Genomic DNA, 26,199 nt, shown 5'->3' on the forward strand with positions numbered 1-26,199 from the left:
CCATGAGCAAGTACTACGAGTATCTCCACACGGTGGGCTTCGAGGAAACCTCGATCATGGGGAACATCTACTACGTCAACTACCTGCGCTGGCAGGGACGCTGCCGGGAGATGTTCCTCAAGGAGCGGGCCCGCGACGTGCTCACCGACCTGCAGGAGGGCCTCAAGCTGTTCACCCTCAAGGTGGACTGCGAGCTCTTCGCGGAGATCACGGCCTTCGACGAGCTGTCCATCAGGATGCGCCTGCTCGAACTGGCGCAGACGCAGCTGGAGTTCGGCTTCGACTACGTGCGGGTCAACCCCGACGGGACCGAGAACCTCATCGCCCGAGGCAGGCAACGGGTGGCCTGCATGCGCGGGCCGAACACCAAGACCGTGCCCGCGAGGGTTCCCGAGTCCCTGGTCAGGGCGCTCGAACCGTACGTGTCCTAGCCGCGGATCCAGGAGGCCAGCGTGCAAGTCCCCCCATCAACCCCGTCGCTGGGAGTCAACGACTCCAAGGCGCTGCGCCGCGCGTTCGGGACCTTCGCCACCGGCGTCACCGTGATCACGACGGGCGGCGCCGTTCCCCACGCGATGACGGCCAACTCCTTCACGTCGGTGTCCCTCGACCCGCCGCTGATCTTGGTCTGCGTCAGCAAGGGGGCGGTGATGCACCAGTGTCTCAGCGCGGCGGAGTCGTTCGGGGTGTCCGTGCTGGGCGCGCACCAGGAGGCCACGGCGCGTCACTTCGCCGACCGCTACCGCGCGATCGGCCCGGCCCAGTTCGCCGACGTCGAGGTGGTGCCGGGCGGCGTCACCGGCGTGCCGCTCGTCGCCGGCGCCGCGGCCTGCTTCGAGTGCGACGTCTGGCGGGTCTACGAGGGAGGCGATCACACGATATTCGTCGGCCAGGTCGTGTCGCTGAGCCGGCAGAACGACTGCGGCGCGCTGCTGTTCTACCGGGGCCGGTTCGCGAAGATCTCCTTCGAGCTGCGCGAGGTGCCGGCATGAGCGCGGTCGGCGACCGCCCCCGGCGGACCGTGCGGGGCGCCGTGCCGCCCGGCCCGCCCCCCTGGGCCGCCCCCGCCCTCTACCGACGGCTGGTGGCCGACCGGCTGACGCTGCTGTCCCGGGCCACCGCCCGGTACGGCGACGCCGTGCGGATGACCATCGGCCCCAAGACGATCTACCTGTTCAACCACCCCGACCACGCCAAGCACGTCCTGGCCGACCACAGCGGCGACTACCGCAAGGGCATCGGGCTGACCGAGGCACGGCGGGTGATCGGCGACGGGCTGCTGACCAGCCACGGCGAGGTGTGGCGGCAACAGCGCACGACCATCCAGCCGCTGTTCCAGAACAAGCGCCTGGCCCTGCTGGACTCGGTCATCGCCGAGGAGGCGGGGCGGCTGGTGGAGCGGCTGCGGGCCCATGCGGGCGGCGGCCCTGTGGACGTGTCCAAGGAGATGACCGGCCTGGCGCTCGGCGTGCTGGGCCGCACCCTGCTGGACGCGGACCTCGAAGAGCACTCCTCGCTCGGGCACGCCTTCGAGGGCGTCCAGGACCAGGCGATGTTCGAGATGGTCACGCTGGCCATGGTGCCGCTGTGGCTGCCGCTGCCGCTGCACCTGCGCTTCCGCCGCGCCCGCGGGGAACTGCACCGGATCGTCGACCGCCTCGTGGCGGGCCGCAGGCGCCATCCGACCGACGGCCACGACCTGCTGTCCCGCCTGATCGCCACCACCGGTCTCGCGGACGGCGCTCGCGCCGGCCTCGCGGCCGGCGGTGACGCTCTTGACCGGTTGCGCGGGGAGCTGATCACCGTGCTGCTGGCGGGGCACGAGACCACCGCCAGCACCCTGTCGTGGGCCTTCCACCTCCTCGACCGGCACCCGGAGGTGCGCGAGCGGGTGCGGGCGGAGGCCGTCTCGGTGCTGGGCGACCGGCCGCCGGTCTACCGGGACCTGCACCGGCTCACCTACACGACGATGGTGCTGGAGGAGGTCATGCGCCTCTACCCTCCGGTGTGGGCGCTGACGCGGGTGGCCGAGCGCGAGGACGAGGTGGGCGGTTACCGGGTGCCCGCCGGGGCGGACGTGCTGATCAGCCCGTACACCCTGCACCGGCACCCGGCCTACTGGCGGGAGCCGGACCGGTTCCGGCCGGAGCGGTTCGCCCCCGAGGCGTCGGCCGACCGGCCGCGGTACGCCTACATCCCGTTCGGGGCGGGCCCGCGCTTCTGCGTGGGCAACCACCTGGGGATGATGGAGGCGACGTTCGTGCTGGCCATGGTCACCCGCGACCTGCGGCTCACCGGCCTGCCGGGGCGCCGGGCGGTGCCGGAGCCCATGTTGTCGCTGCGGGTACGCGGCGGGTTGCCGATGACGGTGAGCCCGGCCTGACACCGTGCCGGCGCCGGTGAGCCGACCGGCGCCGCGCCGGTGAGCGGTGGGAACCACCGCTCACCGGCGCCGGGGCTCACCGCTCACCACTCGCCGACGCCGGGGCTCACCGCTCACCACTCACCGGCGCCGGGGCTCACCGCTCACCACTCGCCGGCGCTGGGGCTCACCGCTCATCGGCGCCGACGTCCGCGTTGGCGTTGGCGTTGGCGTTGGCGTTGGCGTTGGCACTCCAGGAGGACAGCGGGTCGCGGAGCGCGAGCAGCACCGGCGGGTCGAGGAGGCTCATCGGCTTGAGCCGGATGTCGGCGCGCTGCGAGCCCCCCTCGGGACCGATCGCGATCGGCCCCTGCCGGGCGATGCACAGCGCCGCGTCGCCGCCGGGCGGGTAGTGGATGGCGTCCTCGCGGGACTCGGCCACGGACTGCGCGATCAGGTACCAGTGCCCCTCGGGCACGTTCCTCATCACGTACGGGCCGGGCCGCCTGATCAGGGTGAAGCTGGCCGGGCGGCCTTCGAGTATGGGACGGGGGAAGATGCCGGCGAAGATCGGCCGATCCGGCAGCGGGGAGGTGACGGTGCCGTGCAGGGTCACCGTCGGCCACGCGGGCACCGGGTTCCCCCTGTTCGTGAGGTCCTGCGCGGTGATGCTCATGACCTGGCGGTATCTGCTGGGCGACAGGCCCACGCTCTGGGTGAAGCGCGAGCTGAACGTGCCGACGCTGGAGTAGCCGACCTGGTGACTGATGTGCGTGATGCTCAGCGAGGTGGACGCGAGCAGCCGCTTGGCCTCGCGTACCCGCACGGCCGACAGGAACCGGCCGGGCGACAGCCCGGTCACCCGCTGGAAGACGCGCGAGAAGTGGAACTTGCTGAACATCGCGGTGCGCGCCATGTCGTCGATGGTGAGTTGCTCGCCGTGGTTCTCGTGCATGCTCTCGATGACCCGCGTGACCGCTCGTTCGATGACGTCATACATTTGGCCTCCCGGAATCCGGAGGACCCGGTCGGGCAAACCCGAGTGATAATTACCTCTTCGAGTTTGCGACCTTTCCTCGGACACCCTGGGTAAAATGCCTTTCGTTGCCATCTGCTACACGCCTTCAGGGGCGTCCGGTGCTGCACGAAATGCCACGGAATTTGAAAATTTCCATATTTATCCGAGAGTGCGGAATTATCGGGCCCATTCCCGGTGCGGCGGTGGCGGGAGCCACCCTGGCGGCCCGCCCGGCCGGTGGTGCGAGCGCCGCTCGCGCGGGTGGCCGAGGACACCTCCTCGGACCGCACCCCGTCATGCGGGCTCGTCGCCGCGCGGCTCGGGATCGCCGGGAACGGTCCACGCCCCACGGATTTCCGGCGCCCGGACCAGGGTGGTGAAACGCTCCACGAGGGATGCCGGCCAGGATGGTTCCGACGGGAGGGACGCCGGCCCGAGGGGCGTCGACCTGGGCGGTTCCGCCTTGGAGGGTTCCGCCTTGAGCGGCGCCGACCCAAGGCGTACCGACCCGAGGCGTGCCAGCTTGAGGGGTGCCGGCTTGAGGGGTGCCGGCTTGAGGGGTGCCGGCTTGAGGGGTGCCGGCTTGAGGGGTGCCGGCGCCTGTTCGAACGTGCCGGACCGCCGGACGGCGTCGGCCGCCGTGCGGGAGCGCGGGCCCACCACCGCCCTGTCCTCGGCGAACCCGACATGGAGATCGCTGGTGGCCAGCAGAGCCCCAGTCATGCTCATGCCGCGACCGTATGCAGGCGGGAGCGTTCCGGACAGTCGCCAGGCGCGTTAACTGGGGTTCGGAGGTCCGGAATAGGGGGCGTGCCACGGCCCGGCGCGGAATCCCGGGAGAGGGCCGGCGCACGTCCCCGGCAGGTATCCGGCGGGTCCGGGCGTCGGCGAAGGCCCAGGCCGGACCCGGTCCCCGGAGCTTCCCGCCGGCGACGATCCCGGCCCCGGACGGCGGCCCGGAACCCCTCCCCGCCCTCGGCCGGTACGTTCACCCGGCCGCGGAAACCACGCACCGTCGACGCCCGGCCACCCGCCGGCGGGTGTCGCCCCTCCCGGCCATCCGATCCCAGCCGTCCCAATAAACTCCGGCGTCACAGCACCACCGAATTCTTGCCTTTCTTGACCAGGCCAGTCAAATAAGGGCGCACAGGCTGTCACTAGGGGTTGTTACAACGACCCCCGCCATTCAATTCTGTGCGTACCGGGGCATTCAACGCTGTGCGCACCGGGAAGGTGGAGAGAAATTACCGGAACCCCGGGGGTGGATTATATCTGACGCGCCTGAACAGGAATTCGCGCATTTCGCGCGAGAGGCCAGACCAATGCTGCGTCGTATCGCGTTCCGGCTTTCCGGGGATTGGTACGAGGCCGACGACCTCGTCCAGCGCGCCCTTCTGGCACTGCACCGGCACTGGGACGGTCTCGACCGGCGCGACCACATCGAGGCCTACGCGCGCCAGATCATGCGGCGCCTGCTCATCAGCGACCGCAGGGCGATGCGCTGGTCCCGCGAGGTGCTCATCGGGGCGCCGCCCGACCCCACCTCGGCGCTGGACCCGTGCGCGCTGGTGAACGAGCGCATGGTGCTGATGGACGCGCTGGCCACCCTCGGCCCGCGGCAGCGGGCCACGATCTTCCTCCGGTTCTGGGAGGACCGCAGCGTCGAGGACACCGCCCGCGTCATGGGCAACGAGTCGTCCACGGTGCGGAGCCAGACCGTACGGGCGCTGAGCATCCTGCGGTCCGCGCTCGAAACGCAGGAGACCCGCGAGGGGCCCTGCGAGGACACGGCAACTAGGGAAGACACATGCTGGACGAGACAAGCAGGGTGACCCTGGAGGCGTTCGCGGACACCATCGTGCCCGGGAACAGGCGCTCCCCCCAAGACCTGGCCGTGGCGGGCATGAGCCCGACCGGTGGCGCGGTCGCGGCCGGCGCCGTCGAACTGCTCGAATGGGACGCCACCGGCCTCACCGACGGCCTGGACGACTACGCCCGCTCGCTGAACGGTCACGCCCACGCCCACGCCGACCAGCACGGGCTGCTCGTCGGCGACGACGTGCCGGCGTTCGCCGGCCTGCCGTTCGAGGAGCGCACCGCCCTGGTCCGCGTGCTGACCGCGCCCGGCCACCCGGAGAAGTCGCTGTGGGTGCTGCTGGCGCTGTTCTGCTACATGGCCTACGACTCCGCCGCGCACCTGCACACCGCCGACGCCGTCGCCGCCGGCCACCCCGGCCTGACCGCGATGGGCCTGGCCCGCCCCGACGCCGACGGCCTGTGGCGCTTTCCCGCCTGGTCCTACGGCCGCCCGCTCGCCCGACCGCGCCCCGACACCACAGCCTCAGGGAGCCCCGCGTGAACAGCGTCGAACACACCGACGTCGTAGTGATCGGCAGCGGCTTCGGCGGCGCGATCCCCGCCTACCACCTGGCCGCCGGCGGCGCGCGGGTCGTCGTGCTCGAACGCGGCCCGCACCTCGCCGCCGACGAGTACGAGCACGACTTCAAGCTGGGCTCCTCCTACACGCGCATCTTCGACTTCGTGGTGGGCGACGGGATGAGCGTGCTGGGCGGCAACTGCGTGGGCGGCGGCAGCGTCGTCTACTTCGCCGCCATGCCGCGCGCGCCCCGCTTCGTCTTCGAGCGGCGCGGCAGCATCCACCGGCGCATGTGGCCGGCCTCGATCACCCGCGACACGCTCGAACCCTGGTACGACCGGGTGGCCGAGGCCATCCCCATCACCCGGCAGGGCTGGGAGGACGTGTCCTACGCCGGCGGCCTGTGGGCGGCGGCCTGCCACCACGCGGGCCGCACCGCCAACCCCGTGCCCGCCGCGGTGGACACCACCGCCTGCGTCAACTGCAACTGGATGATGGCCGGGTGCCGCTTCGACGCCAAGCAGTCGCTGCTGTTCAACTACCTGCCCGCGGCCGTCGCGCACGGCGCGGAGATCAGGCCGCTGCACGAGGTGCAGAGCATCACCGGGACCGGCGACGGCGGCTACCGCGTGCACTACAAGACCGTGCACGACGAGGACTACCGGCTGACGACGGGCGAGGGGTCGATCGACGCCAAGGTGGTCGTGCTCGCCGCCGGGAGCGCCGCCACACCGGTCATCCTGCAGCGCAGCGAGGCCGCGCTCGGGCCGATGCCGCACGCGGTGGGCCGCTACTTCTCCGGCAACGGCGAGCGGCTCAACACCGCGGTGCTCAACGAGGACCGGGTGCGCGAGGTGCTCGGCCTGGATCGGGGCGACGGCCTGGCCTACGCCGCCAACCAGATCGGCAAGGGCCCGACCGTGGCCAACTGGGACCGGCTCGACGGGTCCCTGCCCGAGTACACCCGCTACTCACTGGAGCAGCTCTACTTCCCGCCCGGCCTGGGCACCATCCTCGCGCTGGCCGGCGGGACCGATCCGACGTGGTTCGGCCTCGACAAGAAGGAGATGCTGCGGCACTGGCGGTCCTGGCTGATCATCTTCCAGATGATCGAGGACGACAACGAGGGCGTGTTCGGCCCGCCGCCCGCGCGCGGCAACGCCGACCGGATCTCGCAGCAGATGCTCGGCGTCGGCAGGCTCAGCTACAAGCCGACCGCCAACACGCTGGGCGCCTGGGCGCTGGCGGACGCCGAGTGCAAGGACATTCTCGAACGCGACGGGCTGGCCACCGTGACACCCTGGACGAACGACCTCGTCGGCGCGTACACGGTGCACCCGCTGGCCTCCTGCCGCATCGGCGACGACCCGCACACCTCGGCCCTCGACGACCTGCACGAGCTGCGCGGCCACCCGGGGATCTTCGTCACGGACGGCTCGGCCGTGCCGGGCGCGCTCACCGTCAACCCGGCCATGACCATCTCCGCGCTGGCCGAGCGGGCCGTACCCGGGATCGTGCGGGCCGCCCAGGAGCGGGGCGTCCGGGTCACCTACGGGGCACCCGCGCCGGACGGCTCCACCGCCGGCCGCCGGGCCACCGCTCCCCTCGTGCCCACCCTGCTGCGGGACTAGGGGGAACGCGCCATGAGCAGGATGCTCAGCCGGATCACCGCGCCCGGGGTGCTCTCCCAGGTCCGCCACGTCTCCCCGGTGCGGCCCGCCGCCGCGCACGGCCTGGTGGCCGAGGTGTACGCGCAGGCCGCGCGGGACTTCGGCATGCTCGCCCCGCCCGTGATCCTGCACTCGCCCGCGCCGTCCGCCCTCGCGGCGAGCTGGAGCATCCTGCGCGAGTCGCTGCTCGTGCCGGGGACCGCAGGCCGGGCCGCCAAGGAGCTGGTGGCGGCCGAGGTGTCGGCGGGCAACACGTGCCCGTACTGCGTGGACGTGCACGGCGCGACGCTGCGCGGCCTGGGCGCGGCGCGGGACCCGCGGCTCGCGCCATCGGCCGCCTGGGCGCGGGCGAGCGGGTCCGCCGCGACGGCGTGGGACGAGCCGCCGGCCGGGAGCGGCGTGTCCGGGATCACGGAGCTCGTCGCGGTTGTGGTGACCTTCCAGTATCTGAACCGCATGGTCAACGTGTTTCTCGGAGACTCGCCGTTGCCGCCGGAGCTGCCCCGGGGCGCGCGCGGGCCCGCGATGCGGCTGTTCGGCGTGCTCATGCGGCCGGCCGCGCGGCGGGCCGCCGTCCCCGGGGCCTCGCTCGGCCTGCTGCCCGTCGCGCCGCTGCCCGCCGACCTGTCCTGGGCGGCCGACGTTCCCCACCTGGCCGGGGCGTTCGCCAGGGCCGCCGCCGCGGTCGAGGAGTGCGGGCGGCGCTCGCTGCCGGACCGGGTCCGCGCGCTGGTCGCCGACCGGGTGGCCGCCTGGGAGGGCGAACCGCCGGGTCCCGGCCGCGGCTGGGCGGCGCGGGCCGTCGCCGGGCTGCCCGAGACGGACCGCCCGGCCGCCCGCCTCGCCCTGCTGGTGGCGCTGGCCTCCTACCAGGTGGACCGGGAGGCGGTCGCGGAGTTCCTTCGCACGACACCCGACGAGCGCGCGCTCATCGAGGTCACCGCGTGGGCGAGCCTGACGGCCGCCCGCCGGGTGGGCACGTGGTCCGCCCGAGCCGTCGCAGACCGAACCGATCTCCAAGTGAAAGAAGGACGCACACGTGACCGAGATTGAGGTTGTGCTCGACGACCTGGCCGCGGACGGCGACCAGCTGGACCGGATGGTGGCGGACCTGGACGCCGAGCGGTGGCGCCTGCCCACGCCCGCGACCGGCTGGACGATCGCCGACCAGATCGCCCACCTGATCTTCATCTTCCGCCTGGCCGCCACGTCCGCCACCGATCCCGAGGGGTTCCGGGCCATGACGGCGGGGGCGCAGCAGAACTTCGACGGCGCGGTGAACGCCGCGCTCAAGCCCTACGCGAACGACACCCCCGACGAACTGCTGGCCAAGTGGCGGGCCGAGCGCAAGGCGGCGATCGCCGGTCTGGCGGCCGTGCCCGCAGGCCAGACCGTGCCGTGGCTGGTCAATCCGCTGCCGCCGATCGTGCTGGCGTGCGCCGGGATCATGGAGCAGTTCGCACACGGGCAGGACATCGCCGACGCGCTGGGGGTGACGCCGAAGCGCACCGACCGGCTCAGGCACCTGGTCGTGTTCGCCGTCCTCACCCGTGACTTCGGCTACCTCTCGCGCGGGCTGACCCCGCCGGCGGTCGAGTTCCGCTTCGAGATCACCGGCCCCTCCGGCGAGCTGTGGGCCTACGGGCCCGAGGACTCCCCCCAGCAGGTCCGCGGGCAGGCGGAGGACTTCTGCCTCCTGGTGACCCGGCGGCGGCACCGCGCCGACGTGGCGGTGACGGCCGTCGGCGAGGAGGCGGACCGCTGGCTGGACATCGCCCAGGCGTACCGGGGACCGGCGGGGACCGGTCGGCGACCCGGACAGTTCGCCCGGATCGCGCGCTGAGTAGCGGAGCACGTACCGAGCACCGATCGCGCGTTGACAGCGGTCCTGCCCTCGCGTGGCACGCCGCCACCGGATGGCCCGCCCGGCGCGGCGGATCCCCGCGCCGGGCGCGTCATCGGGTCAAGCACTGCAGGAGGTGACACGGAACGGCCACCGATCATTAACTGGAGACAACCGGCAGAACCCGAGGAGGAAAAACCCCGCAGGCGCCTCCTGCGGGGTTTCCGCGTGTCCCGGTCCTGCCGACGACGCCGGCGACACCTACACCGACGCCGACGGCACCGGCGGCACCGGTGCGGGTGCCCGCCGCACCCGGCCCGCGCGGAATCCGGATTCGACACCGCCGGATTCGACACCGCCAAAGGAGAACCGATGATCGATGCCGTCCTGGCCGCCGGCGAGTGCCACGTGTGGTGGGCCGCCCCGTGGGACCGGCCGGTCGAGAGCCTGGTCCGGGTGCTCGGCGAGCGCGAGCTGGAAAGGGCGGCGCTGTTCCGCCGCGAGCCCGACCGCCGCCGCTTTCTCACCGGGTCCTGGCTGCTTCGCACCGTGGTCGCCGCCCGGCTCGGGATCGGTCCCGGGGACGTCGTGGTGGACAGGTCCTGTCCCGACTGCACCCGGTATCACGGCAAACCGCGGATCAGGGCGGACGGCCCGCCGCTCCACGTCTCGGTGTCGCACTCGGGCGACCGGGTCGCGGTGGCCCTGACCGCCGAGGGGCCGCTCGGCGTGGACGTGGAGGCCGTGCCGGCCTCGCCGGTGGACGGCCCGGCGTGGTCCGTCCTCACGGAGCACGAGCGGTCCGCGGTGGAGGCGCTGCCGCCGGAGGAGAGGTACGAGGCCTTCGCCAAGGTCTGGGTACGCAAGGAGGCGGCCCTCAAGGCGACCGGGCACGGGCTGCGCCTCCCGCCGGGCAGGGTGGAGGTCAGCGGTCCCGCGGACGATCCCGAGCTGCTCGGCTGGCCGCTCGACATCCCTCCCGGCCACGTGCGGCTCCGGTCCCTGGAGCCCGGCCGCGGCTACGTGGCCGCGCTGGCGGTGATCTCCACCGGTCCGGCGGTCAGGGTCGTGGAGTCCCGTGTGGCGGCCGTTCCCGCTGCCGCCCCGGCGCCGGTCGTGCGAGGGTAGTCGTCGTGAAGAGAGGGCTCCTTCTCCTCCCCGGCGCCTGGTCGGGCGCGTGGGTCTGGGAGCCGGTGGTGCGGCGCCTGCGCCGGCGCGGCTTCCCGGCTCGGGCCGTCACGCTGCGCGGGCTGTGCACCGACCGGGCCGACGTCTCCGGTGTCGGCCTGGAGACCCATGTGAACGACGTCCTGGCCCTCCTGCGGGCCGAGGACCTCCGCGAGATGGTCATCGTCGGGCACAGCTACTCCGGCCTGGTGGCCGGTCTCGTCGCCGATCGGGCGCGTGACCGCGTCGCGCACACGGTGTTCGTCGAGGCGTTCCTGCCCCACCACGGGCGCTCCATGCTGCACGCCTTCCCCGAGCGCCAGCGCGCGCTCGAACTCCGGCTCATCGACGCCAACGGGGGCCGCTGGCCCGCTCCCGACCACACGGTGGTGGGCGACGGGCAGGATCTCAGCCGGACCCAGGCGCGTCGGCTGGCCGAACGCCTCGTCGGCCACCCCGGCCGCACCGTCGCGGAGCCCGTCGTGCTGGACGGGCCGCTGGCGCGGCAGCGGGCCAGCTATGTCGTCTGTTCCAGGGACCACGTCAACGGCTGCGTCGCGGCCGACGTCGCGGCCATGAGGGCGGTTCCGACCTGGGACTTCCACACCCTGGACGCCGGTTACTGGCCCATGGTGTCGGTGCCGGGACCGCTCGCCGACCTCCTGGCGCGCATCGCCGGGCGGGACCGCTGACCGAGCGCCCGGCGCAGCGGCCCGCCGTACAGGAACCAGACGATCGCCAGCGCCGCCACGAGCAGCAGCGCGGTGAACACCCACTCGTTCGACCCTCCCGGGCCGTAGACGCGGCTGGCGGAGCCGACGTCCACGGCCGGTGCCGGTTCGCCCTCCCGGTGCGAGGCGCGGTCGCTGCCGTACATCTCGACCTCGGCCCGGCGGGTCATGCCGTCACCCGAGCGGAACTCTCCCGTCCAGACGCAGGACTCGTGTCCCGGGTGCTGCACGCAGAACAGCTCGCGCGGGACGAACACGCCGGGCGTCCCGTCGGCTCGCGCGGCACGGATGACCGTGCCCATGTTGGGAACGGCCAGGTAGACGAGAAGGCCGGCGAAGAGGGTCAGCACCACGGTGAAGGCGGGCGAGCGCCCCCCGCGCGCGGTCATCAGGCGGGGGACGGCGCGCAGGTGCAGCGCATGCGGACGCGCTCGTCCTGACGGGCCCGCCGGTGCAGGACCATCGCCACGACCATGGGCGCGAAAACGATGGCGTTGTAGAACAGGTGTAGCTCCACTCGCGGCACGAGAAGCTGGATGATGCTCGTCGGGACCGGCCTGCCGAGCAGGTTGGCGCCGGCGAGCGCCTGGATGAGCAGCAGCAGATGCTCCAGATGGTGCCAGATCTGGATACCCAGCGAGATGTTCCACCACACGCGGGACCTGCCGACGAACCCGGGCCTCAGCACGATCAGGCCGATCAGCATCAGCAGCGCGTAGCCGTAGTGCATCCACTCGGAGGTGACGAGCCAGGGGAAGGGCACGCCGAGGACCCCGCGCGCCTCCTTCAGCGGCCAGCCCAGTACGTAGATCTGGATCGCCTGGAAGATGTGCTCGGCCCAGTGCGCCACCACCAACGCGAGGTAGATGTTGAGTGCCGTCCTGTGGTGCCGGGTGTTGAGCGCCGTCAGCCAGCCGCGTGACGTCGTTGTTTGTGTGGTCATCGCGAACCTCCCGGGACCAGGGTCCTGTGACGGCTCGCGCGACGCATCTTCGATATTGCTGAGTTCGGCCGGAAATCACCCGATCGCCGGGGTGGCGCCACACCGAGGGGCCGCGTCGGGCGACGGCGATATCGGCGATCTTTTCGGGACGGTCCGCGGGGACGGAATGCGAGGCGAACGGCCGGTGGGGCTCGGGCGGCCTCCTAGTAGGGCAGTCGGCGACCCGAAGGAGTGCGCAGGTCAGGGGGCGTGTTCGTGCTCTTCGGTTTGGACTTGGAAATGCGAATTCGGCGCATGGGACGGCTCCGTTCGAATCTCGGCGGCCGGAATGCGCGCCGGTCCGCGTAACGTCAGACCATCCACCATTCGACCTGAAACTTCCATCTCTGATGATCTATCTGGCGAAAGTTCCTACGAGGATAGCTCCGAAGAGAATTGCGGGGTTCTTCCGTCGTGCGCGTTTCCGAAATGGAGACGGCCTCCGGCCGATCACCCCCGGGCGGCCGCGGGGGCAGGTGGGCAATTTGGAAGACGTTCGCGGCGGGGCCCGGCGGCACACTGGGTGGCGCGTGTGGATCCGCCTTCCGCAGGGTCCTGACGGCGCGTCACGCCGGCCGGGGAGGCGTCCACCGACGCGGGCGGTGGCCGGCGGGCGTGCGCCGCCGGATTCCCGGGGACGCGGGGCTCCGCACCCCACGCTCGACCCGAACGACAACCGAGGGGAAGGCGTATGAAGATCACCGAGTGCACCGAGTGCCGCATTTGCGGCAACCGCACCCTGCTGCCGGTACTCGACCTGGGCACCCAGGCGCTGACCGGCGTTTTCCCCGGCAGCCTCGACCAGATCGTGCCGACCGCCCCGCTGGAGCTCGTCAGGTGCTCCCCGGACGGCTGCGGGCTGGTGCAGCTGCGGCACACCGCCGACCTCTCCCTCATGTACGGCGACAACTACGGGTACCGCTCGGGCATCCGGCCGTACATGATCAATCATTTGCACGGCAAGGTCGCGAGGCTCACCGGCATGGTCGACCTCGGCAGCGGCGACCTGGTCCTCGACATCGGCAGCAACGACTCCACCCTGCTGCGGGGCTACCCGGCCGACGGTCCCACCCTGGTGGGCATCGACCCCACCGGCGAGAAGTGGCGCGGGTACTACCCCGGCCACATCGACCTGATCCCGGACTTCTTCTCGAAGGCGGTCTTCGCCGAGCGGTACGGCGACCGCAAGGCCAAGATCGTCACCTCGATCGCGATGTTCTACGACCTGCCCGATCCGGTCGGGTTCATGGCCGACGTGCGCGACATCCTCACCGACGACGGCGTGTGGATGGTCGAGATGAGCGACCTGGCCTCCATGCTCGGGTCGCTGGCCTACGACGCGGTGTGCCAGGAGCACCTCGAGTACTACGCGCTGGGCCAGATCGAGTGGATGGCCGAACGCGTCGGTCTCACCCTGACGTCCGCCGAGCACACCGACGCCAACGGCGGCAGCCTGTGCCTCACCCTGGTCAGGGACCCGGCCCGGCACAAGGTCGACGCCGCCTCGATCGACCGGATGCGCCGCCGGGAGGCCGACCTCGAACTGGACACCGTGGCCCCGTACGAGACCTTCGCCCGCCGCGTCCGCGAGCACCGCGACGAGCTGCGCGCGTTCCTCGACGACTCGCGGGCGGCCGGCAAGCTGACCCTGGGGTACGGGGCGTCGACCAAGGGCAACGTGGTTCTCCAGTACTGCGGGATCGACTCCGGGGACCTGCCGTGCATCGGCGAGGTCAGTCCGGGCAAGCACGGCTGCTTCACGCCGGGGACCGGCATCCCCATCGTCTCCGAGGAGGAGGCCAAGGCGCGCCGCCCCGACCAGCTGCTGGTGCTCCCGTGGGTGCACCGCGACGGGTTCGTCGAGCGGGAGCGGGAGTTCCTGGCGGGGGGCGGGAAGATGGTCTTCCCGCTGCCGTCCGTCTCCGCGGCCTGACCCGGCTCACCCCCCAGAGAACAGGAGCGGCGGTGCCCACGCACACCTTCCCCAGCAGCCCACCCGGCGGATTCGGCGGCCCCCCGGAGGCGGACCGGTGAGCGCCCTGCGGATCGGCGTGATCGGCTGCTCGTCGTTCGGCGCGCGCACCATGCTCCCCGCCATCCGGGACACCCCCGCCGCGCTCCTGACCGCCGTCGCCAGCCGGGACCGCGCCAGGGCGGCGGCCTTCGCCGGGAGGTTCGGCTGCGATCCCGTGGTGGGGTACGAGAACCTGCTGTCCCGTGACGACGTCGACGCCGTCTACATCGCGCTCCCCAACGCGCTGCACCACGAGACGGCGCTGGCGGCGCTGGAGTGCGGCAAGCACGTCCTGGGAGAGAAGCCCCTGACCACCACGGTCCGGGACACCGTCGAGCTGGCCCGGACCGCCGCCGCCCGCGGCCTGGTGCTGCGGGAGAACTTCGGCTTCCTGCACCACGGCCAGCACCGGCGCGTACGGTCCCTGGTGGACGAGGGCCGCATCGGCCCGCTACGGCACTTCACGAGCTCCTACTGCTTCCCGCCCCTGCCGGAGGACGACGTCAGGTACCGGTCCGAGCTGGGCGGCGGCGCCCTGCTCGACCTCGGCGTCTACCCGCTGCGGGCGACGCAGTTCTTCCTCGGCGACGACCTGACCGTGGTGGGCGCCGTGCTGCGGCGTGACCCGGTCTCCGGCGTGGACGTCTCGGGCAGCTTCGTCGCCTGCTCGCCGGACGGCGTGATCGCCACCGGCGACTTCGGCTTCGAGCACGGCTTCGGCTCCCGCTACCGGCTCTGGGGCGGCACCGGCCAGCTCACCGTCGAGCGGGCCTTCCTGCCGCCCCCCTGGTACGCGCCGACCCTGCGCATCGTGTCGCAGGACCGGGTCGAGGAGCTCACCCTACCCGCCGAGCACCAGTTCAGCGCGTCCGTGAGCGCCTTCGTCGCCGCGGTCGACACCGCCCGCGCCCACGGCCACGACCCGCACCACCGGGAATGGTCGGCGACGGTCGTCCGCACCGCCGAACTGGTCGCCCACATCGACGAGACCGCCCACCGGATCTAGCGGCCCGGCCCCCTGGGCATCCGGGAAGGGCCAGCCGGGCGTCCCACCGGCCCGGCCGGCCCTTCCCGGATGCCGGTGCGCGGCCTCACGGGTACCGGGGAGCGGCCCTTCCCGGGTGCCGGTGCGCAGCCCTTCCCGGGTGCGCCGCGCGGCCCCGGGTCAGGCCGCCCGGGTGTCGCCGAGCCGCGCGGCGGTGCGGTCGCGCACATCGGCGATGACCCGGTCGACGTCGGCGTCGGAGAGCGACTGGTGGATCGGCAGGAGCAACGTGTTCGCCGCGGCGGCCTCGGCCCGTGGCAGCACGGCGTCCGAGCCGTACGCCTCGACCTGGTGCAGCGGGGGGTATCTGAAGGTCGTGTAGATGCCGCGCTCGTAGAGGTCGCGCGCGACCTGGTCACGGATGCCGTTCTCGAACCGCAGCCAGTACATGAAGTACGAGGACGTGTGACCGGCGGGCAGCGGTGGCGGCACGCGCAGCCCGGCCACGCCGGCGAGGCCCGCGTCGTAGGCCCGCGCGACCTCGTGGCGGCGGGCGATGGACTCGCCGAGCCTGCTCAGCTGGACGATGCCGATGGCGGAGAGCACGTCGTTGGTGGTGGAACGGCCGGAGAACGACGAGACGTCGTAGTCCCACCAGCGGGTCTTCGAGCGCAGCGCCTGGTCGTAGCCGCTGTGGAAGGACGCCGAGCCGGACCGGCCGGGGGCGCGCTGCTCCAGGCCGAGGTAGGCGATCTTGGGTGCGCGGGCGGCGAGCTCCGGGTCGCGCACGTATAGCATGCCGCCGTCCACGGTGACCACGACCTTGGCGTGGTCGAAACTCCACAGGCCCATGTCACCGAAGGTGCCGCAGGCGCGCCCGTTCACCGTGGACGCGACGGCCAGGGCGGCGTCCTCGATCAGACGGATGCCGCGCTCGCGGCACAGCTCGGCGATCTCGGCGACCTCGCCGGGGTAGCCGCCGTAGTGCAGGATCACCACGGCCCTGGTGCGCTCGGTCAGCACCGCCTCGATGTCGGCCACGCTCGGGTTGAGCGTGGCCTCGTCGACGTCGCAGAAGACCGGCCGCGCGCCGCGCGCGGCGATCGCGTTGCCGACGGCCACGAAACTCACCGTCGGCAGTACGACCTCGTCGCCGGGACCGATCCCGAGTAGTTCGATCGCGATGAACGTGGCCGAGGAGCACGAGTTCGTCGCCGTGACGTGTTCGCGGCCGACACCGAGGTGCCGGGCGAAGGCCGCCTCGAACTCGCTGGTGCGGGCGCCGCGGCCGACCCAGTTGCTCTCGAACACCTCCCGCACCGCCGCGAGCTCTCGCTCGCCCAGTGACGGCTGCACGACGTTGATCACGTGGTCCATGGGAACTCCTTGGCGTTGGCTCAGCATCTCCGGGCGCGGCAGGACGCCGCCCCAACCGTCGCATCGGCGCGTGGGCCGCGCATCTCGCAGAATGCGGCCGTGGCCGACCGTGCGGTCCGGCCGGTTACTCCGTGGTCCGCTCGTGCATCAGCAGCAGGAGGTAGGCGGCGACGGTGGAGTCGTCGCGGACGTCGCCGGCCCGGATCATCCGCTCGAACTCCGCGCGCGGGACCCAGCGCTGGCGCATGTCCTGCTCCTCGTGCTCGCGCCGGGGAACGCCCGCGCTCAGGCCGGTGGCCAGGAACACGGTGAACGACTGCCCGCTGGCGCCGTGCCAGCCGTACAGCGTGCCGAGCGGAGTCCACGACGCCGCGCTCAGCCCGGTCTCCTCGGCCAGCTCGGCGCGGCCCAGCTCCTCCGCGGTGCCGGTGCGGCCCTGGGGGAAGCAGCCCTGCGGGAACTCCCAGTACCGGCCGCGGGTCGGATACCGGTACTGCTCGACCAGGTGGAACCCGTCGCGGTCGGCGGCGATCACCACGGCGTAGTCGGGCCGGTCGACCACCGAGTAGATGCCTCGGGTGCCGTCCGGGCGTTCCACGACGTCCTCGCGCAGCGACAGCCACGGGTTGCGGTACACCTCGCGGGAGGAGACCGTCCGGATGGTGCCGGGCACGGGCTCCTCGGGCTGGATCATCGCGATACCACCGTTCCTCTCGCCGACCGTCGTCGATGCCGCGGACCGCCTCGCGCGAGATCCCGGCCCGGCGGAGGAGACCGCACCGCACTGTGACACGGCGACCGCTACCTGCCAATCCCCCGGTAGGCGTAACCGTGCCGCCGGAACCGGTCGATGGTCTCGCGCGGGTAGTAGGCGCGGCCGTCGACGATGACGCACGAGGGCGCCACGACCTCCCGGAGCGCGACGAGGTCGATCTCGGCGAACCGGTCGTGCCGCGCCAGCACGGCGACGCAGTCGGCACCGGACAACGCCTCCCGCGCCGTCTCCACCGGCGCCAGCCCGAAGATCTTCTCGACCTCGCCGGGGTCGGCGAGCGGATCGTGCAGGACGACCTCGGCCCCGTCCCGCCGCAGCCTGGCCACGACCGGCAGGACCGGCGTCGCGCGAAGGTCGCCGGTGTTGTTCTTGAACCCCACGCCGAGCACCGCGACCCTCGCCTGCTCCGGCCGCCTGCCGAGCCTGGCCAGCTCCTCGACGATCAGGGCGGCGGTGTACGCCGGCATGGAGTCGTTGACCTCCCGCGCGACGGGAATCGTGTCCAGTTCGAGGTCGCGGTCGCGGGCCGCCCGCCACACCATCCACGGATCCTTGGTCAGGCACGACCCGCCGACGCCCACACTCGGCAGCAGGATGTTGACGCTCCCGGTGCCCTTGGGGATCGTGTTCGCCGCGTCGATCACCTCCAGCACGTCGACGTCCAGCACGGCGCACAGCTTGGCCAGGTCGTTGGCCATCGCGATGTTGTGGTCGATCCACCAGTTGCTCGCCAGCTTCACCACCTCGGCGCTCTCCAGCGACGTGCAGTCGATGATCTCGGCACCGATCGTCCGGCGCCAGAACGCGGCGGCGGCGGCCGCGCTGTCGGGGCACCAGCCGCCGACGACGATCGGGAACGCCCTCAGCTCGCGCAGCGCCTGCCCCTCCGACAGCCTCTCGGGGCAGAAGGCCAGCCCGAAGTCCTCGCCCACCGTCAGCCCGCCGCTCTCCAGCAGCGGGGCGACGACCTTCCTGGCCACGCCCGGCGGCACCGTGCTCTTGAGGATGACGAGCTGGCCTTCGCGCAGGCGTTTGCCCAGTTCCGTGCACGCGGTCCGCAGGTACACGTCCACGAGCTCGGTGTCCCTGACCGGCGTACCCACGGCGATGATCACCACGTCCGCGTCGGAGACCGGGTCGTAGTCGGTGGTGACCCGCAGCCGGCCCGAGTCCAGGCCGCCGTACAGCAGCTCGGGCAGTCCCGGCTCGGCGAGCCGGTGACGGCGTCGCTCCATCCGGGTGACCAGCTCCGGATCGACGTCGATTCCCACGACGTTCACGCCCTCGCCGGCGAGGACCGCCGCCACGGTCGATCCCACATAACCCATTCCAATGACCGCGGCGGAGGCATTTCCCTGATCAGGCAAGAATTTCATGGGTCACCCACTTTCAGGATGTGACAGGGCGGCGCATGAACAGCGTGCCAATCGACGCGTTCTAACCGCATCTCCTGTTATGCCATTACCATCCGGGCGTTTTTGTGCCGCACGTCCGAAGGTGCGTCGCCCATCCGGTCGTAGCACGATGCACGCAGTCATCCGAACCTCAAAAGGGGAGCCCCGCGGTGCCTGCGCGATTGAATCAGCTGGACATGATCATGCCCGTCGACCTCGCCTCCCGTATCGCCGCCTCGGCGCGGATGACCTCGTCGCCGATGAGTCCCGAGATCGACGACTGGCTCCGGGAAAAGAGGCGGCAGCCGTTCGAGAGCGCCGACATAACTCTGGAGGAACTGACCCGGTCACCGGGATGGCGCTTCGCCCCCGACACCGGGAACCTGCACCACCAGAGTGGCCGGTTCTTCACCGTGGAAGGGCTCCACGTCACCAGCGAACGCGGTCACCCCGCCGAGTGGTGGCAGCCCATCCTGGTCCAGCGGGACATCGCCATCCTCGGCATCATCGCCAAGGAGTTCAACGGCGTCCTGCACTTCCTGCTGCAGGCCAAGATGGAGCCCGGCAACATCGACATGGTGCAGCTGTCGCCCACGGTCCAGGCCACCTCCAGCAACTACACCCAGGTGCACCGCGGCAGGGCCGCCCGCTACGTGGAGTACTTCACCCAGCCCGGCCGGGGCAGGGTCCTGGTCGACACCCTGCAGTCGGAACAGGGCGCCTGGTTCCACCACAAACGCAACCGCAACATCGTCATCGAGGTCACCGGCGACGTGCCCGTCCACCACGACTTCTGCTGGCTGACGCTGGGACAGATCCACCGGCTGCTCCACCGGCCCAACGTCCTCAACATGGACACCAGGACGGTCGTGGGATGCCTGCCCGGCACCGTCTCGGAGCCCGTCGGCGTCCACACCATGACGGAGATCCTCAGCTGGTTCACCGGCCACAAGAGCCACCAGCACCTGTCCGCCCGGCTGGTCCCGCTGAACCGCCTGGTGGGGTGGCGCCGCGACGACGAGAGGATCGCCCGCGACGACGGCGGGGCCTTCAGCATCGTCGGCGTCAGCGTCCGCGCGCAAACCCGCGAGGTCACCAGCTGGAAACAGCCGCTGCTCGCGCCGCACGGACCGACCCTGGCCGGACTGGTCGTCCGGCGGGTGAACGGGCGGCTGCACGCCCTGGTCCGCGCCGAGGCCCTGCCCGGCTACCGCGACACCATCGAGCTCGGCCCCACCGTGCGGTTCATGATGACCGACCATCCCACCACCCCGGCGGACCGCCGCCCGGAGTTCCTCGACCACATGCTGTCGGCGCCGCGCCACAGCGTCCGCTACGACGTCGTGCAGTCCGAGGAGGGCGGGCGCTTCCGCCACGCCAGGACGCGCTATCTCATCGTCGAGGCCACCGACGACTTTCCGCTGTCGGCGCCTCCGGACTTCGCCTGGATCTCCGTCGAACAACTCCACGCGCTACAACGGCACAGCTACTATCTCGGTATCGAGGCCAGAACCCTGCTCCTCTGCCTGAACAGCATTTCCGGCCCGGACACTGATTTCGGGTTTCCCGCCCGCTGAATGACGCGGAACGTCAATCAAAGCCGCGATCGACGACCTCCTCGGCTTTTCCCGATCGCAGGATCCCGGGTGCCGCCCCGCCAAATTCGCACCCTTGGAGATGCACCTGTGTGACGGGCGGATGACGATGGTCGCGGGGCCGATTCCCCGCCCGATGCCATTTTCGGGAAAAACGCCGTCAAAGGAGATCGTTAATGCGTGTCCTGATTACCGGCTTCCCGCAACCGACGCATGTCTATCCGCTCGTGCCGTACGCCCAGGCACTGCAGAACGCGGGCCACGAGGTGTGCGTCGCGTGCCCCGGCGGTGTCGAGGACCTGATCACCTCGGCCGGGCTGACCGCCGTGACCACCGGCAGGGCCGAAGAGGTGGACGTGGACACCTGGGCGGCGATGGAGGCCCCCGACCTGGACGAGATGGATCGCCTCGCGGACGAGCTGGGCTTCCACAACGCCGCGGACCGCGACCACTGGGAGGTCTTCTACCAGTTCTTCGTCTTCGCGGCGCGGTTCTACATCCCGCGCACGCCCCGGAAGGACATCGAGGAGCTCGTCGACTTCGCCCGCGCCTGGAAGCCGGACCTGGTGCTCTGGGAGTCCTGGTTCCCGGCGGGCGCGGTGGCGGCGCGGGCCTGCGGCGCGGCACACGCCCGCGTGGTGATAGGGCCGGACTACGGGATGTGGAGTGCCGAGAGGTTCGCCGAGCGGCAGCGCCGGACGGGCGCGGCGTCGCTGGAGAACCCCTACCCGTCGACGGTGGCGCGGCTGGCCAACCACTACGGCTTCGACGTCGACGACGAGTTGCTGAACGGCCAGCGGACGATCGACCCGCTCACGCCGGAGCTGCGGCTGACCACCGGCCCCTCGGACATCCCCGTCCGCTGGATCCCCTACAACGGCGGCACGGCCAAGCCCTCGTGGCTCTACGGCCGGCCCGACCGGCCGCGGCTGGCGTTCACCGTGGGGGTCTCGACCCGCGCGTTCGACCAGGGCGAGTGGCGTACCCCCAAGATCTTCGAGGCCGTGTCCGGCCTGGACGTGGAGGTCGTCGCCACCCTGAACAGCGATCAGCTCGTCGGGATCGACCGGATCCCCGACAACGTCCGCACGGTCGACTACCTGCCGCTGTCCCAGCTGCTCCCCACGTGTTCCGCGGTGATCAGTCACGGCTCCAGCGGCAGCCTCTGGGCGTCGATAGCGGCGAACGTGCCGCAGCTCATCACCGACACCGACGACCGCCATCGCCTGGACCTCGACAACGCGGAGAACAAGACCACGGTGGCCCGCGCCCAGGCCGACAACGCGGAGGAGAAGGTCACGGAGCGGGCCCCCGACTCGTGGATCTCCTCGAAGTTCGTCGTCGACCGCGGAGCCGGACTGCGCCTGGACCACCAGACCCAGTCGGTCGAGGAGATGCGGGCGCAGATCGCCGAGGTGCTGGACGGGCCCTCCTACCGCGAGGGCGCGGCCGCCCTGCACCGTGAGTGGCTGTCCAAGCCGAGCCCCGCCGACATCGTCCCCGACCTGGAGAAGCTGGCCGCGGAACGCTGACGGCCACCGCGGGCCGGCGGGAACGTGATCGCGGCCACCGCGGGCCGGCGGAACGTGATCGCGGCCACCGCGGGCCGGCGGAAATGTGATCGCGGCCATCCGGGCGGCCGGAGATCCGGTGCGCGGAGAACGCGCCCCGTGGCCCGCCCCCGCCGTCGCACTGTCAAAACGACTGGAGGAGCAAGCGCATGAAGAAAGAGGTCGTCGTCGACGTCTGGGTGCCCGATCTCACCTTCCCCGGGTGGATGGATCGGTGGCACCAGCAGGCGGCGGAGTTCGAGGCGGCGCATCCGGGATGCACGGTGAGGGTCCAGGGGAAGGATTTCTGGACGTTCCCGCTGGAGGTCTCCAAGGCCGCGGCGGAGGGACGCGCGCCCGCGCTCGCGGAGTACTACTTCTACATGGGGCAGGTGGCCAGGGACGAACGGGCCCGTGACGGTTCCCCGCTGTTCACCTCGGTGGAGAAGGCGATCGGCGGCCGGTCGGAGATCCTCGGCGAGCCCGTCGTGATCGACGACGTGCTCCCGGTCTTCCGGGAGTACTACAGCCTCGACGGCGACCTCACGTCCATGCCGTCGGTGGGCACGACGAGCCTCCTGTACGCGAACACCGACCTGCTCCGGGCCGCGGGCGTCACCGAGCTCCCGACGACCTGGGACGAGGTGGACTCGGTGTGCGAGGCGATCGCCGGCCTGCCGGGCGGCCCCGATCACGCGATCACCTGGTCGAACCACGGCACGTTCTTCCAGCAGGCGGTGGCCGTGCAGGGCGGGCACCTCGTCGGAGGCGAGAACGGCCGGGCCGGCCGGGCCGAGCGCAGCAATCTGGCGTCCGGCGAGATGCTGGCCTGGGCCGAATGGTGGCGGCGCCTCCACGGCAGGGGCCACTACCTCTACACGGACTCCATCCCGGACTGGGCGGGAACCCTCCGGGCGTTCACCGAGCAGCGGGTCGCGCTGCGGATCTCGTCCTCCAACGACGTGAACTACATGGTCCGGGGGGCCAGGGCCAACGGGTTCGGCATTGAGGTGGGCATCTTCCCCTACAACGACCGGGTCCCCTACGCGGGCAACGCCGTCGCCGGCACCTCCATCTGGCTGGCGAACGGCCTCGACGAGGCCACCCGGGACGCCGCGCTGGCGTTCCTGATGTTCCTGCACAGCCCGCGGATGGCCGCCGAGCGGCACAAGGCCAACAGCTTCGTCCCGATCACCCACGCGTCGCTGGAGCTGCTGGAACGCGAGGGCTGGTTCGACCTGCACCCCTACCACCGGGTGGCCGTCAACCACGTCAGCCGGTACCCGGGCCGCGTGCCGGCCGAACAGCGGCGGGCGAACGGCGTGCCGCCGTCGGTGGGCGCCCTGTTCGGGGACTTCGCGGGAAACCAGGACGTCATGACGCGTGCCATGGGGGACGTGCTCGCGCTGGGGGCGGATCCGCGCACCCGGTTCGCGGAGGCCGACGCCGAGGCCCAGCGGCTGCTCGACGGCTACAACGCCTACGCCCTCCGGGGCGGTCCGCGTCCGCACACCAGCCACTTCGTGGAGTACTTCGCGGCGGCCATGGCCGGGCGCGACTACACGGCGGCGGACCTTGAGAACGTCGTGAAGCTGAACCGCTGAACCGCTGAACCCGTCCCGGAAGGCCAGGCCCGCTCCACGAACGTACGAGCGCGGCGACACAAAAAGAGGCGACACAAAAAGAAGGGGCCCGCCGTGCCTGGCACGGCGGGCCCCTTCTCGCGGGTCGGGCGGTCAGGCCGCGGCCGCCACCGGGGCGGTCAGGCGGACCGGCAGGCTCCGGTGCCCGTTCATGATGAACGTCGGCATCGGCTCCAGCTCCTCCGGCTCCACGGTCAGCGTCATCTCGGGGAAGCGGTCGAACAGCATCGACAGGCTGACCTGGCCGATCAGCCGCGCGACGCCGGCGCCGAGGCAGAAGTGCGGGCCGTACCCGAACGAGATGTTCTCCTTGTCGGCGCGGGTGACGTCGAACCGCTCGGGGTCGCCGTGGAGCGCGGGATCGCGTCCCAGGGCGTGGTAGTTGATCAGAACCGGATCCCCCTGGCGGATGGTGACGCCGTCCAGCTCGACGTCCTCGGCCGCGAAGCGGAGGGGCAGGCTGGCCAGCGGCGCCTGCACCCTCAGCGTCTCCTCGATGACGTCGTCCCAGGACGCCTCGCCGCCGACGACCATCGCCCGCTGCTCCGGGTGGGCCAGCAGCGCGGTGATGGCGTTGTCCAGGAAGTTGATCGTCGTCTCCGATCCCGCCCCGAGAATCGCGAAGACGGTGTCGGTGAGCTCCGACTCGCTCAGCCGCGAGCCGTCCTCGTCGTCGCTCGCCGTGATCAGGTAGCTCGTGATGTCCTCGCCGGGGTTCCGCCGCTTCGACGCGACGAACTCCTCCATCGCGCCCCGCCAGCCGGCGAGGATCGCCTGCGCCTGCGCGGGGCTGACCGTGGTGTCCGCCATCATGTCGATGACCTCGATGACCCCCGGGAGCGCCTCCTCCGGCAGGCCGATCAGGTGCGCCACCAGCCGGGCGGGCAGCGGCTTGGCGAACCTGCTCTTCAGGTCCACCACCTCGCCGGGCGCGGCGGTGGCGATGTCCTCGATGAGGTCCTTCGTGATCTCCACTACGCGCGGCCGCATGGCCTCGACGCGGCGGGGCGTGAAGGCCTTGCCGACGAGCCTGCGCAGACGCATGTGGTCCTTGCCGTGCACGGTGGAGATGTTGTCCATCGCCACCCAGCTGATCAGCTCCCAGTCGGGTGGTATCTCCCCGTTCCTGAAGGCGGGCCAGTGGGCTCGGGCGCTCTTGGTGATCCGGGGATCGGTCAGCAGCGCCCGGGAGACCTGGTAGCCGTTCACCCACCAGGCGCTGACACCGCCGGGCAGCTCGACCATCGTCGCGGGTCCGCGCTCACGGACGCGGGCCTCCTGGTCGTGGACCTCCCGCCCCGTCACGTCGAGTACGAACGGGCAGCGTTCATTCACGGATGTCTCCTCTGGTCAGATCTTCTTCAGGGACGAATCCGGATCGTCGACCAGCTCGCGCAGCAGCCGGCAGTATTTCTGCGCGATCTCGACGACCGTGCTCTCGTCGAACAGGTTGTTGTTGAACCCCAGGTTCCCGATGATCTCGCCGGAGGGGTCGACGCCCAGCGTCCACAGCGCGCCGTCGGGGATGTCGGTGCTGACCTCCTGGGACAGCACCCGCCTCCGCAGGTCGGAGTACTCCAGGTCGCCGATGCGCTCCCGCTCCATCACGAACGGGAACTGGTGGACCTGGAAGGCGAACACCGCCCGGTCGTCGCCGACGAAGGTCTCGGTGATGTCCGGCGCCTCCGCCACGATCTGGGCGAACGGGATGTCGTTGGAGTACGCCTCGACGCAGGTCTTCCGGGTCCGCGCGAGCACGTCACGGAAGTTCTCGCAGCCCTCCAGGTCGGTCCTGAGGGGGACGTAGTTGAAGAACGACCCCACGGTCTCGTGGAACCGCGCCTTGCCGCGGCCCAGGGTCAGGGTCGGGACCACGATGTCGGTGCTGCCGAACATCTCCCTCAGCAGGACCTTGTAGACCGCGAGCATGAAGATGAACGGCGAGCTCCGCATCGACCTGGCGATCGCCAGGGCCCGCGTCGTCAGGTCCTTGTCGATCAGGAAGCGGTGGGCGGAGGTCCCCTTCGGGAGGCCCTCGGAGCGGAGGTGGTCGGTGCTCATCGGGAAGATCCGCGCCCCGCGCAGCTTCTCCCGCCAGTACAGGCGGGACTTGGCCGTCGCCTCCGTGTCGGAGTTCGCCCGCTCCCAGACCGCGTACTCCCGGTACTGCACGGTCTCCGGCAGCTCCCGCGGCCCGTGCCCGCTCCGCTCGGCGTAGAACGCCGCCAGGTCGCGGATCATCAGCTGTGTCGACCACTCGTCGACCGCCGAGTGGTGGGCGATGAGCGCGAGGACCGCGTCCTGCGGATCGAACCGCGCGAGCACCGCCCGGATGAGGGGCGGCTCGGAGACCCCGTACGCCCCGGACTCCATCTCGATGAGGAGTTCCTCCGCGCGCCGCTCGCGCTCGGCGGGCTCGGTGGGCGGCAGATCGCGTATCTCGAGGTGCGGCGATCCCGGCGGGAGGACCTTCTGGTAGCGGGTCTCGCCGTCGCGGACGACCGACGTGCGCAGCGACTCGTGCCGCTCGACCAGGTCGTCCAGCGCCCCCCGCAACTTCTCGGGGTCGACGGCGCCGTGGACCCGCCAGCCGCAGACGATGATGTACTCGGGGCCGAACGGACCCTCCTCGTCGCCCCTGTCGAACATGCAGAGGAATTCCTGGTTGAACGAGAGCGTGACGCGCTCGGTCGTGGTCTCGGTGCTCACTTGCCTG

General features: G+C 71.3%; 24 protein-coding genes. 16 read left to right on the forward strand and 8 right to left on the reverse strand.

Going from position 1 to position 26,199, the window contains the following annotated elements:
* Nucleotides 1–2 precede the first annotated feature (2 nt).
* Genes OG587_RS04875 through OG587_RS04885 form a run of 3 tightly spaced genes read left to right on the forward strand, consistent with a single transcriptional unit; the run spans nt 3 to nt 2,383 of the window.
* Complete coding sequence (locus OG587_RS04875) at nt 3–431, forward strand: acyl-CoA thioesterase (RefSeq protein WP_329087258.1); 429 nt, start codon at nt 3–5, stop codon at nt 429–431.
* Between the two features lie 21 nt (nt 432–452).
* A complete protein-coding gene (locus OG587_RS04880) occupies nt 453–992 on the forward strand; it encodes a flavin reductase family protein (protein ID WP_329087259.1) in 540 nt (179 codons plus the stop codon).
* Nucleotides 989–2,383, forward strand: a complete 1,395-nt coding sequence (locus OG587_RS04885; protein WP_329087261.1) for a cytochrome P450 — start codon at nt 989–991, stop codon at nt 2,381–2,383. Before OG587_RS04880 ends, OG587_RS04885 begins: the two co-directional genes overlap by 4 nt.
* A 166-nt stretch (nt 2,384–2,549) precedes the next feature.
* Here OG587_RS04885 and OG587_RS04890 read toward each other — a convergent pair whose 3' ends face one another.
* Nucleotides 2,550–3,362: an AraC family transcriptional regulator gene (locus tag OG587_RS04890; protein WP_329087263.1), complete on the reverse strand. Its 813-nt coding sequence runs from the start codon at nt 3,360–3,362 to the stop codon at nt 2,550–2,552.
* 279 nt (nt 3,363–3,641) lie between these two features.
* On the opposite strand from OG587_RS04890, the gene OG587_RS47040 reads away from it, so the two are divergent.
* From OG587_RS47040 to OG587_RS04930, 8 genes are all read left to right on the forward strand, one after another.
* Entirely contained in the window at nt 3,642–4,520 is an 879-nt protein-coding gene (locus OG587_RS47040; protein ID WP_443075466.1) for a pentapeptide repeat-containing protein, read from the forward strand.
* Nucleotides 4,521–4,648: 128 nt separating this feature from the next.
* Nucleotides 4,649–5,212 carry a SigE family RNA polymerase sigma factor gene (locus OG587_RS04900; RefSeq protein WP_329093735.1) on the forward strand — a complete coding sequence of 188 codons (564 nt, stop codon included), beginning with the start codon at nt 4,649–4,651 and terminating at the stop codon, nt 5,210–5,212.
* Nucleotides 5,188–5,739 (forward strand): DUF5987 family protein, encoded by a 552-nt coding sequence (locus tag OG587_RS04905; RefSeq protein WP_329087267.1) that lies wholly within the window; start codon nt 5,188–5,190, stop codon nt 5,737–5,739. The genes OG587_RS04900 and OG587_RS04905 overlap by 25 nt, the downstream gene beginning before the upstream one ends.
* Nucleotides 5,736–7,388 (forward strand): GMC family oxidoreductase, encoded by a 1,653-nt coding sequence (locus OG587_RS04910; RefSeq protein WP_329087268.1) that lies wholly within the window; start codon nt 5,736–5,738, stop codon nt 7,386–7,388. Before OG587_RS04905 ends, OG587_RS04910 begins: the two co-directional genes overlap by 4 nt.
* 12 nt (nt 7,389–7,400) lie before the next feature.
* A complete protein-coding gene (locus OG587_RS04915) occupies nt 7,401–8,480 on the forward strand; it encodes a carboxymuconolactone decarboxylase family protein (protein ID WP_329087270.1) in 1,080 nt (359 codons plus the stop codon).
* Nucleotides 8,467–9,270 (forward strand): TIGR03084 family metal-binding protein, encoded by an 804-nt coding sequence (locus tag OG587_RS04920; protein ID WP_329087272.1) that lies wholly within the window; start codon nt 8,467–8,469, stop codon nt 9,268–9,270. Before OG587_RS04915 ends, OG587_RS04920 begins: the two co-directional genes overlap by 14 nt.
* 372 nt (nt 9,271–9,642) lie before the next feature.
* Nucleotides 9,643–10,398, forward strand: coding sequence for a 4'-phosphopantetheinyl transferase family protein (locus OG587_RS04925; RefSeq protein WP_329087273.1), 756 nt, complete (start codon nt 9,643–9,645; stop codon nt 10,396–10,398).
* A gap of 5 nt (nt 10,399–10,403) precedes the next feature.
* Nucleotides 10,404–11,129 carry an alpha/beta fold hydrolase gene (locus OG587_RS04930; protein WP_329087275.1) on the forward strand — a complete coding sequence of 242 codons (726 nt, stop codon included), beginning with the start codon at nt 10,404–10,406 and terminating at the stop codon, nt 11,127–11,129.
* Here the strand turns inward: OG587_RS04930 and OG587_RS04935 are convergent.
* Both OG587_RS04935 and OG587_RS04940 read right to left on the reverse strand, forming a co-directional pair.
* Entirely contained in the window at nt 11,057–11,557 is a 501-nt protein-coding gene (locus tag OG587_RS04935) for a hypothetical protein (RefSeq protein ID WP_329087277.1), read from the reverse strand. The two genes, OG587_RS04930 and OG587_RS04935, sit on opposite strands and share 73 nt — an antisense overlap.
* Nucleotides 11,557–12,111, reverse strand: coding sequence for a hypothetical protein (locus tag OG587_RS04940; protein ID WP_329087279.1), 555 nt, complete (start codon nt 12,109–12,111; stop codon nt 11,557–11,559). The genes OG587_RS04935 and OG587_RS04940 overlap by 1 nt, the downstream gene beginning before the upstream one ends.
* A 730-nt stretch (nt 12,112–12,841) precedes the next feature.
* Here OG587_RS04940 and OG587_RS04945 point away from each other — a divergent pair.
* Together OG587_RS04945 and OG587_RS04950 are read left to right on the forward strand one after the other, a co-directional pair.
* Nucleotides 12,842–14,083: a class I SAM-dependent methyltransferase gene (locus OG587_RS04945; RefSeq protein ID WP_329087281.1), complete on the forward strand. Its 1,242-nt coding sequence runs from the start codon at nt 12,842–12,844 to the stop codon at nt 14,081–14,083.
* Between the two features lie 97 nt (nt 14,084–14,180).
* Nucleotides 14,181–15,170 (forward strand): Gfo/Idh/MocA family protein, encoded by a 990-nt coding sequence (locus OG587_RS04950; RefSeq protein ID WP_329087283.1) that lies wholly within the window; start codon nt 14,181–14,183, stop codon nt 15,168–15,170.
* A 159-nt stretch (nt 15,171–15,329) separates the two neighbouring features.
* Here the strand turns inward: OG587_RS04950 and OG587_RS04955 are convergent, their stop codons facing one another.
* From OG587_RS04955 to OG587_RS04965, 3 genes are all read right to left on the reverse strand, one after another.
* Nucleotides 15,330–16,526, reverse strand: a complete 1,197-nt coding sequence (locus OG587_RS04955) for a DegT/DnrJ/EryC1/StrS aminotransferase family protein (protein ID WP_329087285.1) — start codon at nt 16,524–16,526, stop codon at nt 15,330–15,332.
* Between the two features lie 124 nt (nt 16,527–16,650).
* Nucleotides 16,651–17,220, reverse strand: coding sequence for an NUDIX hydrolase (locus OG587_RS04960; protein ID WP_329087287.1), 570 nt, complete (start codon nt 17,218–17,220; stop codon nt 16,651–16,653).
* Nucleotides 17,221–17,327: 107 nt separating this feature from the next.
* Entirely contained in the window at nt 17,328–18,677 is a 1,350-nt protein-coding gene (locus OG587_RS04965; RefSeq protein ID WP_329087289.1) for a nucleotide sugar dehydrogenase, read from the reverse strand.
* Nucleotides 18,678–18,865: 188 nt separating this feature from the next.
* On the opposite strand from OG587_RS04965, the gene OG587_RS04970 reads away from it, so the two are divergent.
* From OG587_RS04970 to OG587_RS04980, 3 genes are all read left to right on the forward strand, one after another.
* A complete protein-coding gene (locus tag OG587_RS04970; protein WP_329087291.1) occupies nt 18,866–20,272 on the forward strand; it encodes an NDP-hexose 2,3-dehydratase family protein in 1,407 nt (468 codons plus the stop codon).
* A 194-nt stretch (nt 20,273–20,466) separates the two neighbouring features.
* Nucleotides 20,467–21,822 (forward strand): nucleotide disphospho-sugar-binding domain-containing protein, encoded by a 1,356-nt coding sequence (locus OG587_RS04975; RefSeq protein ID WP_329087293.1) that lies wholly within the window; start codon nt 20,467–20,469, stop codon nt 21,820–21,822.
* 188 nt (nt 21,823–22,010) lie between these two features.
* Nucleotides 22,011–23,444, forward strand: a complete 1,434-nt coding sequence (locus tag OG587_RS04980) for an extracellular solute-binding protein (RefSeq protein WP_329087295.1) — start codon at nt 22,011–22,013, stop codon at nt 23,442–23,444.
* Nucleotides 23,445–23,576: 132 nt separating this feature from the next.
* On the opposite strand, the gene OG587_RS04985 is transcribed toward OG587_RS04980, so the two are convergent.
* Entirely contained in the window at nt 23,577–24,818 is a 1,242-nt protein-coding gene (locus tag OG587_RS04985) for a cytochrome P450 family protein (protein WP_329087297.1), read from the reverse strand.
* Between the two features lie 15 nt (nt 24,819–24,833).
* Complete coding sequence (locus tag OG587_RS04990) at nt 24,834–26,192, reverse strand: condensation domain-containing protein (protein ID WP_329087299.1); 1,359 nt, start codon at nt 26,190–26,192, stop codon at nt 24,834–24,836.
* Nucleotides 26,193–26,199: the final 7 nt, after the last annotated feature.

The organism is Streptosporangium sp. NBC_01469 (assembly GCF_036227305.1).
Taxonomy (GTDB): domain Bacteria; phylum Actinomycetota; class Actinomycetes; order Streptosporangiales; family Streptosporangiaceae; genus Streptosporangium.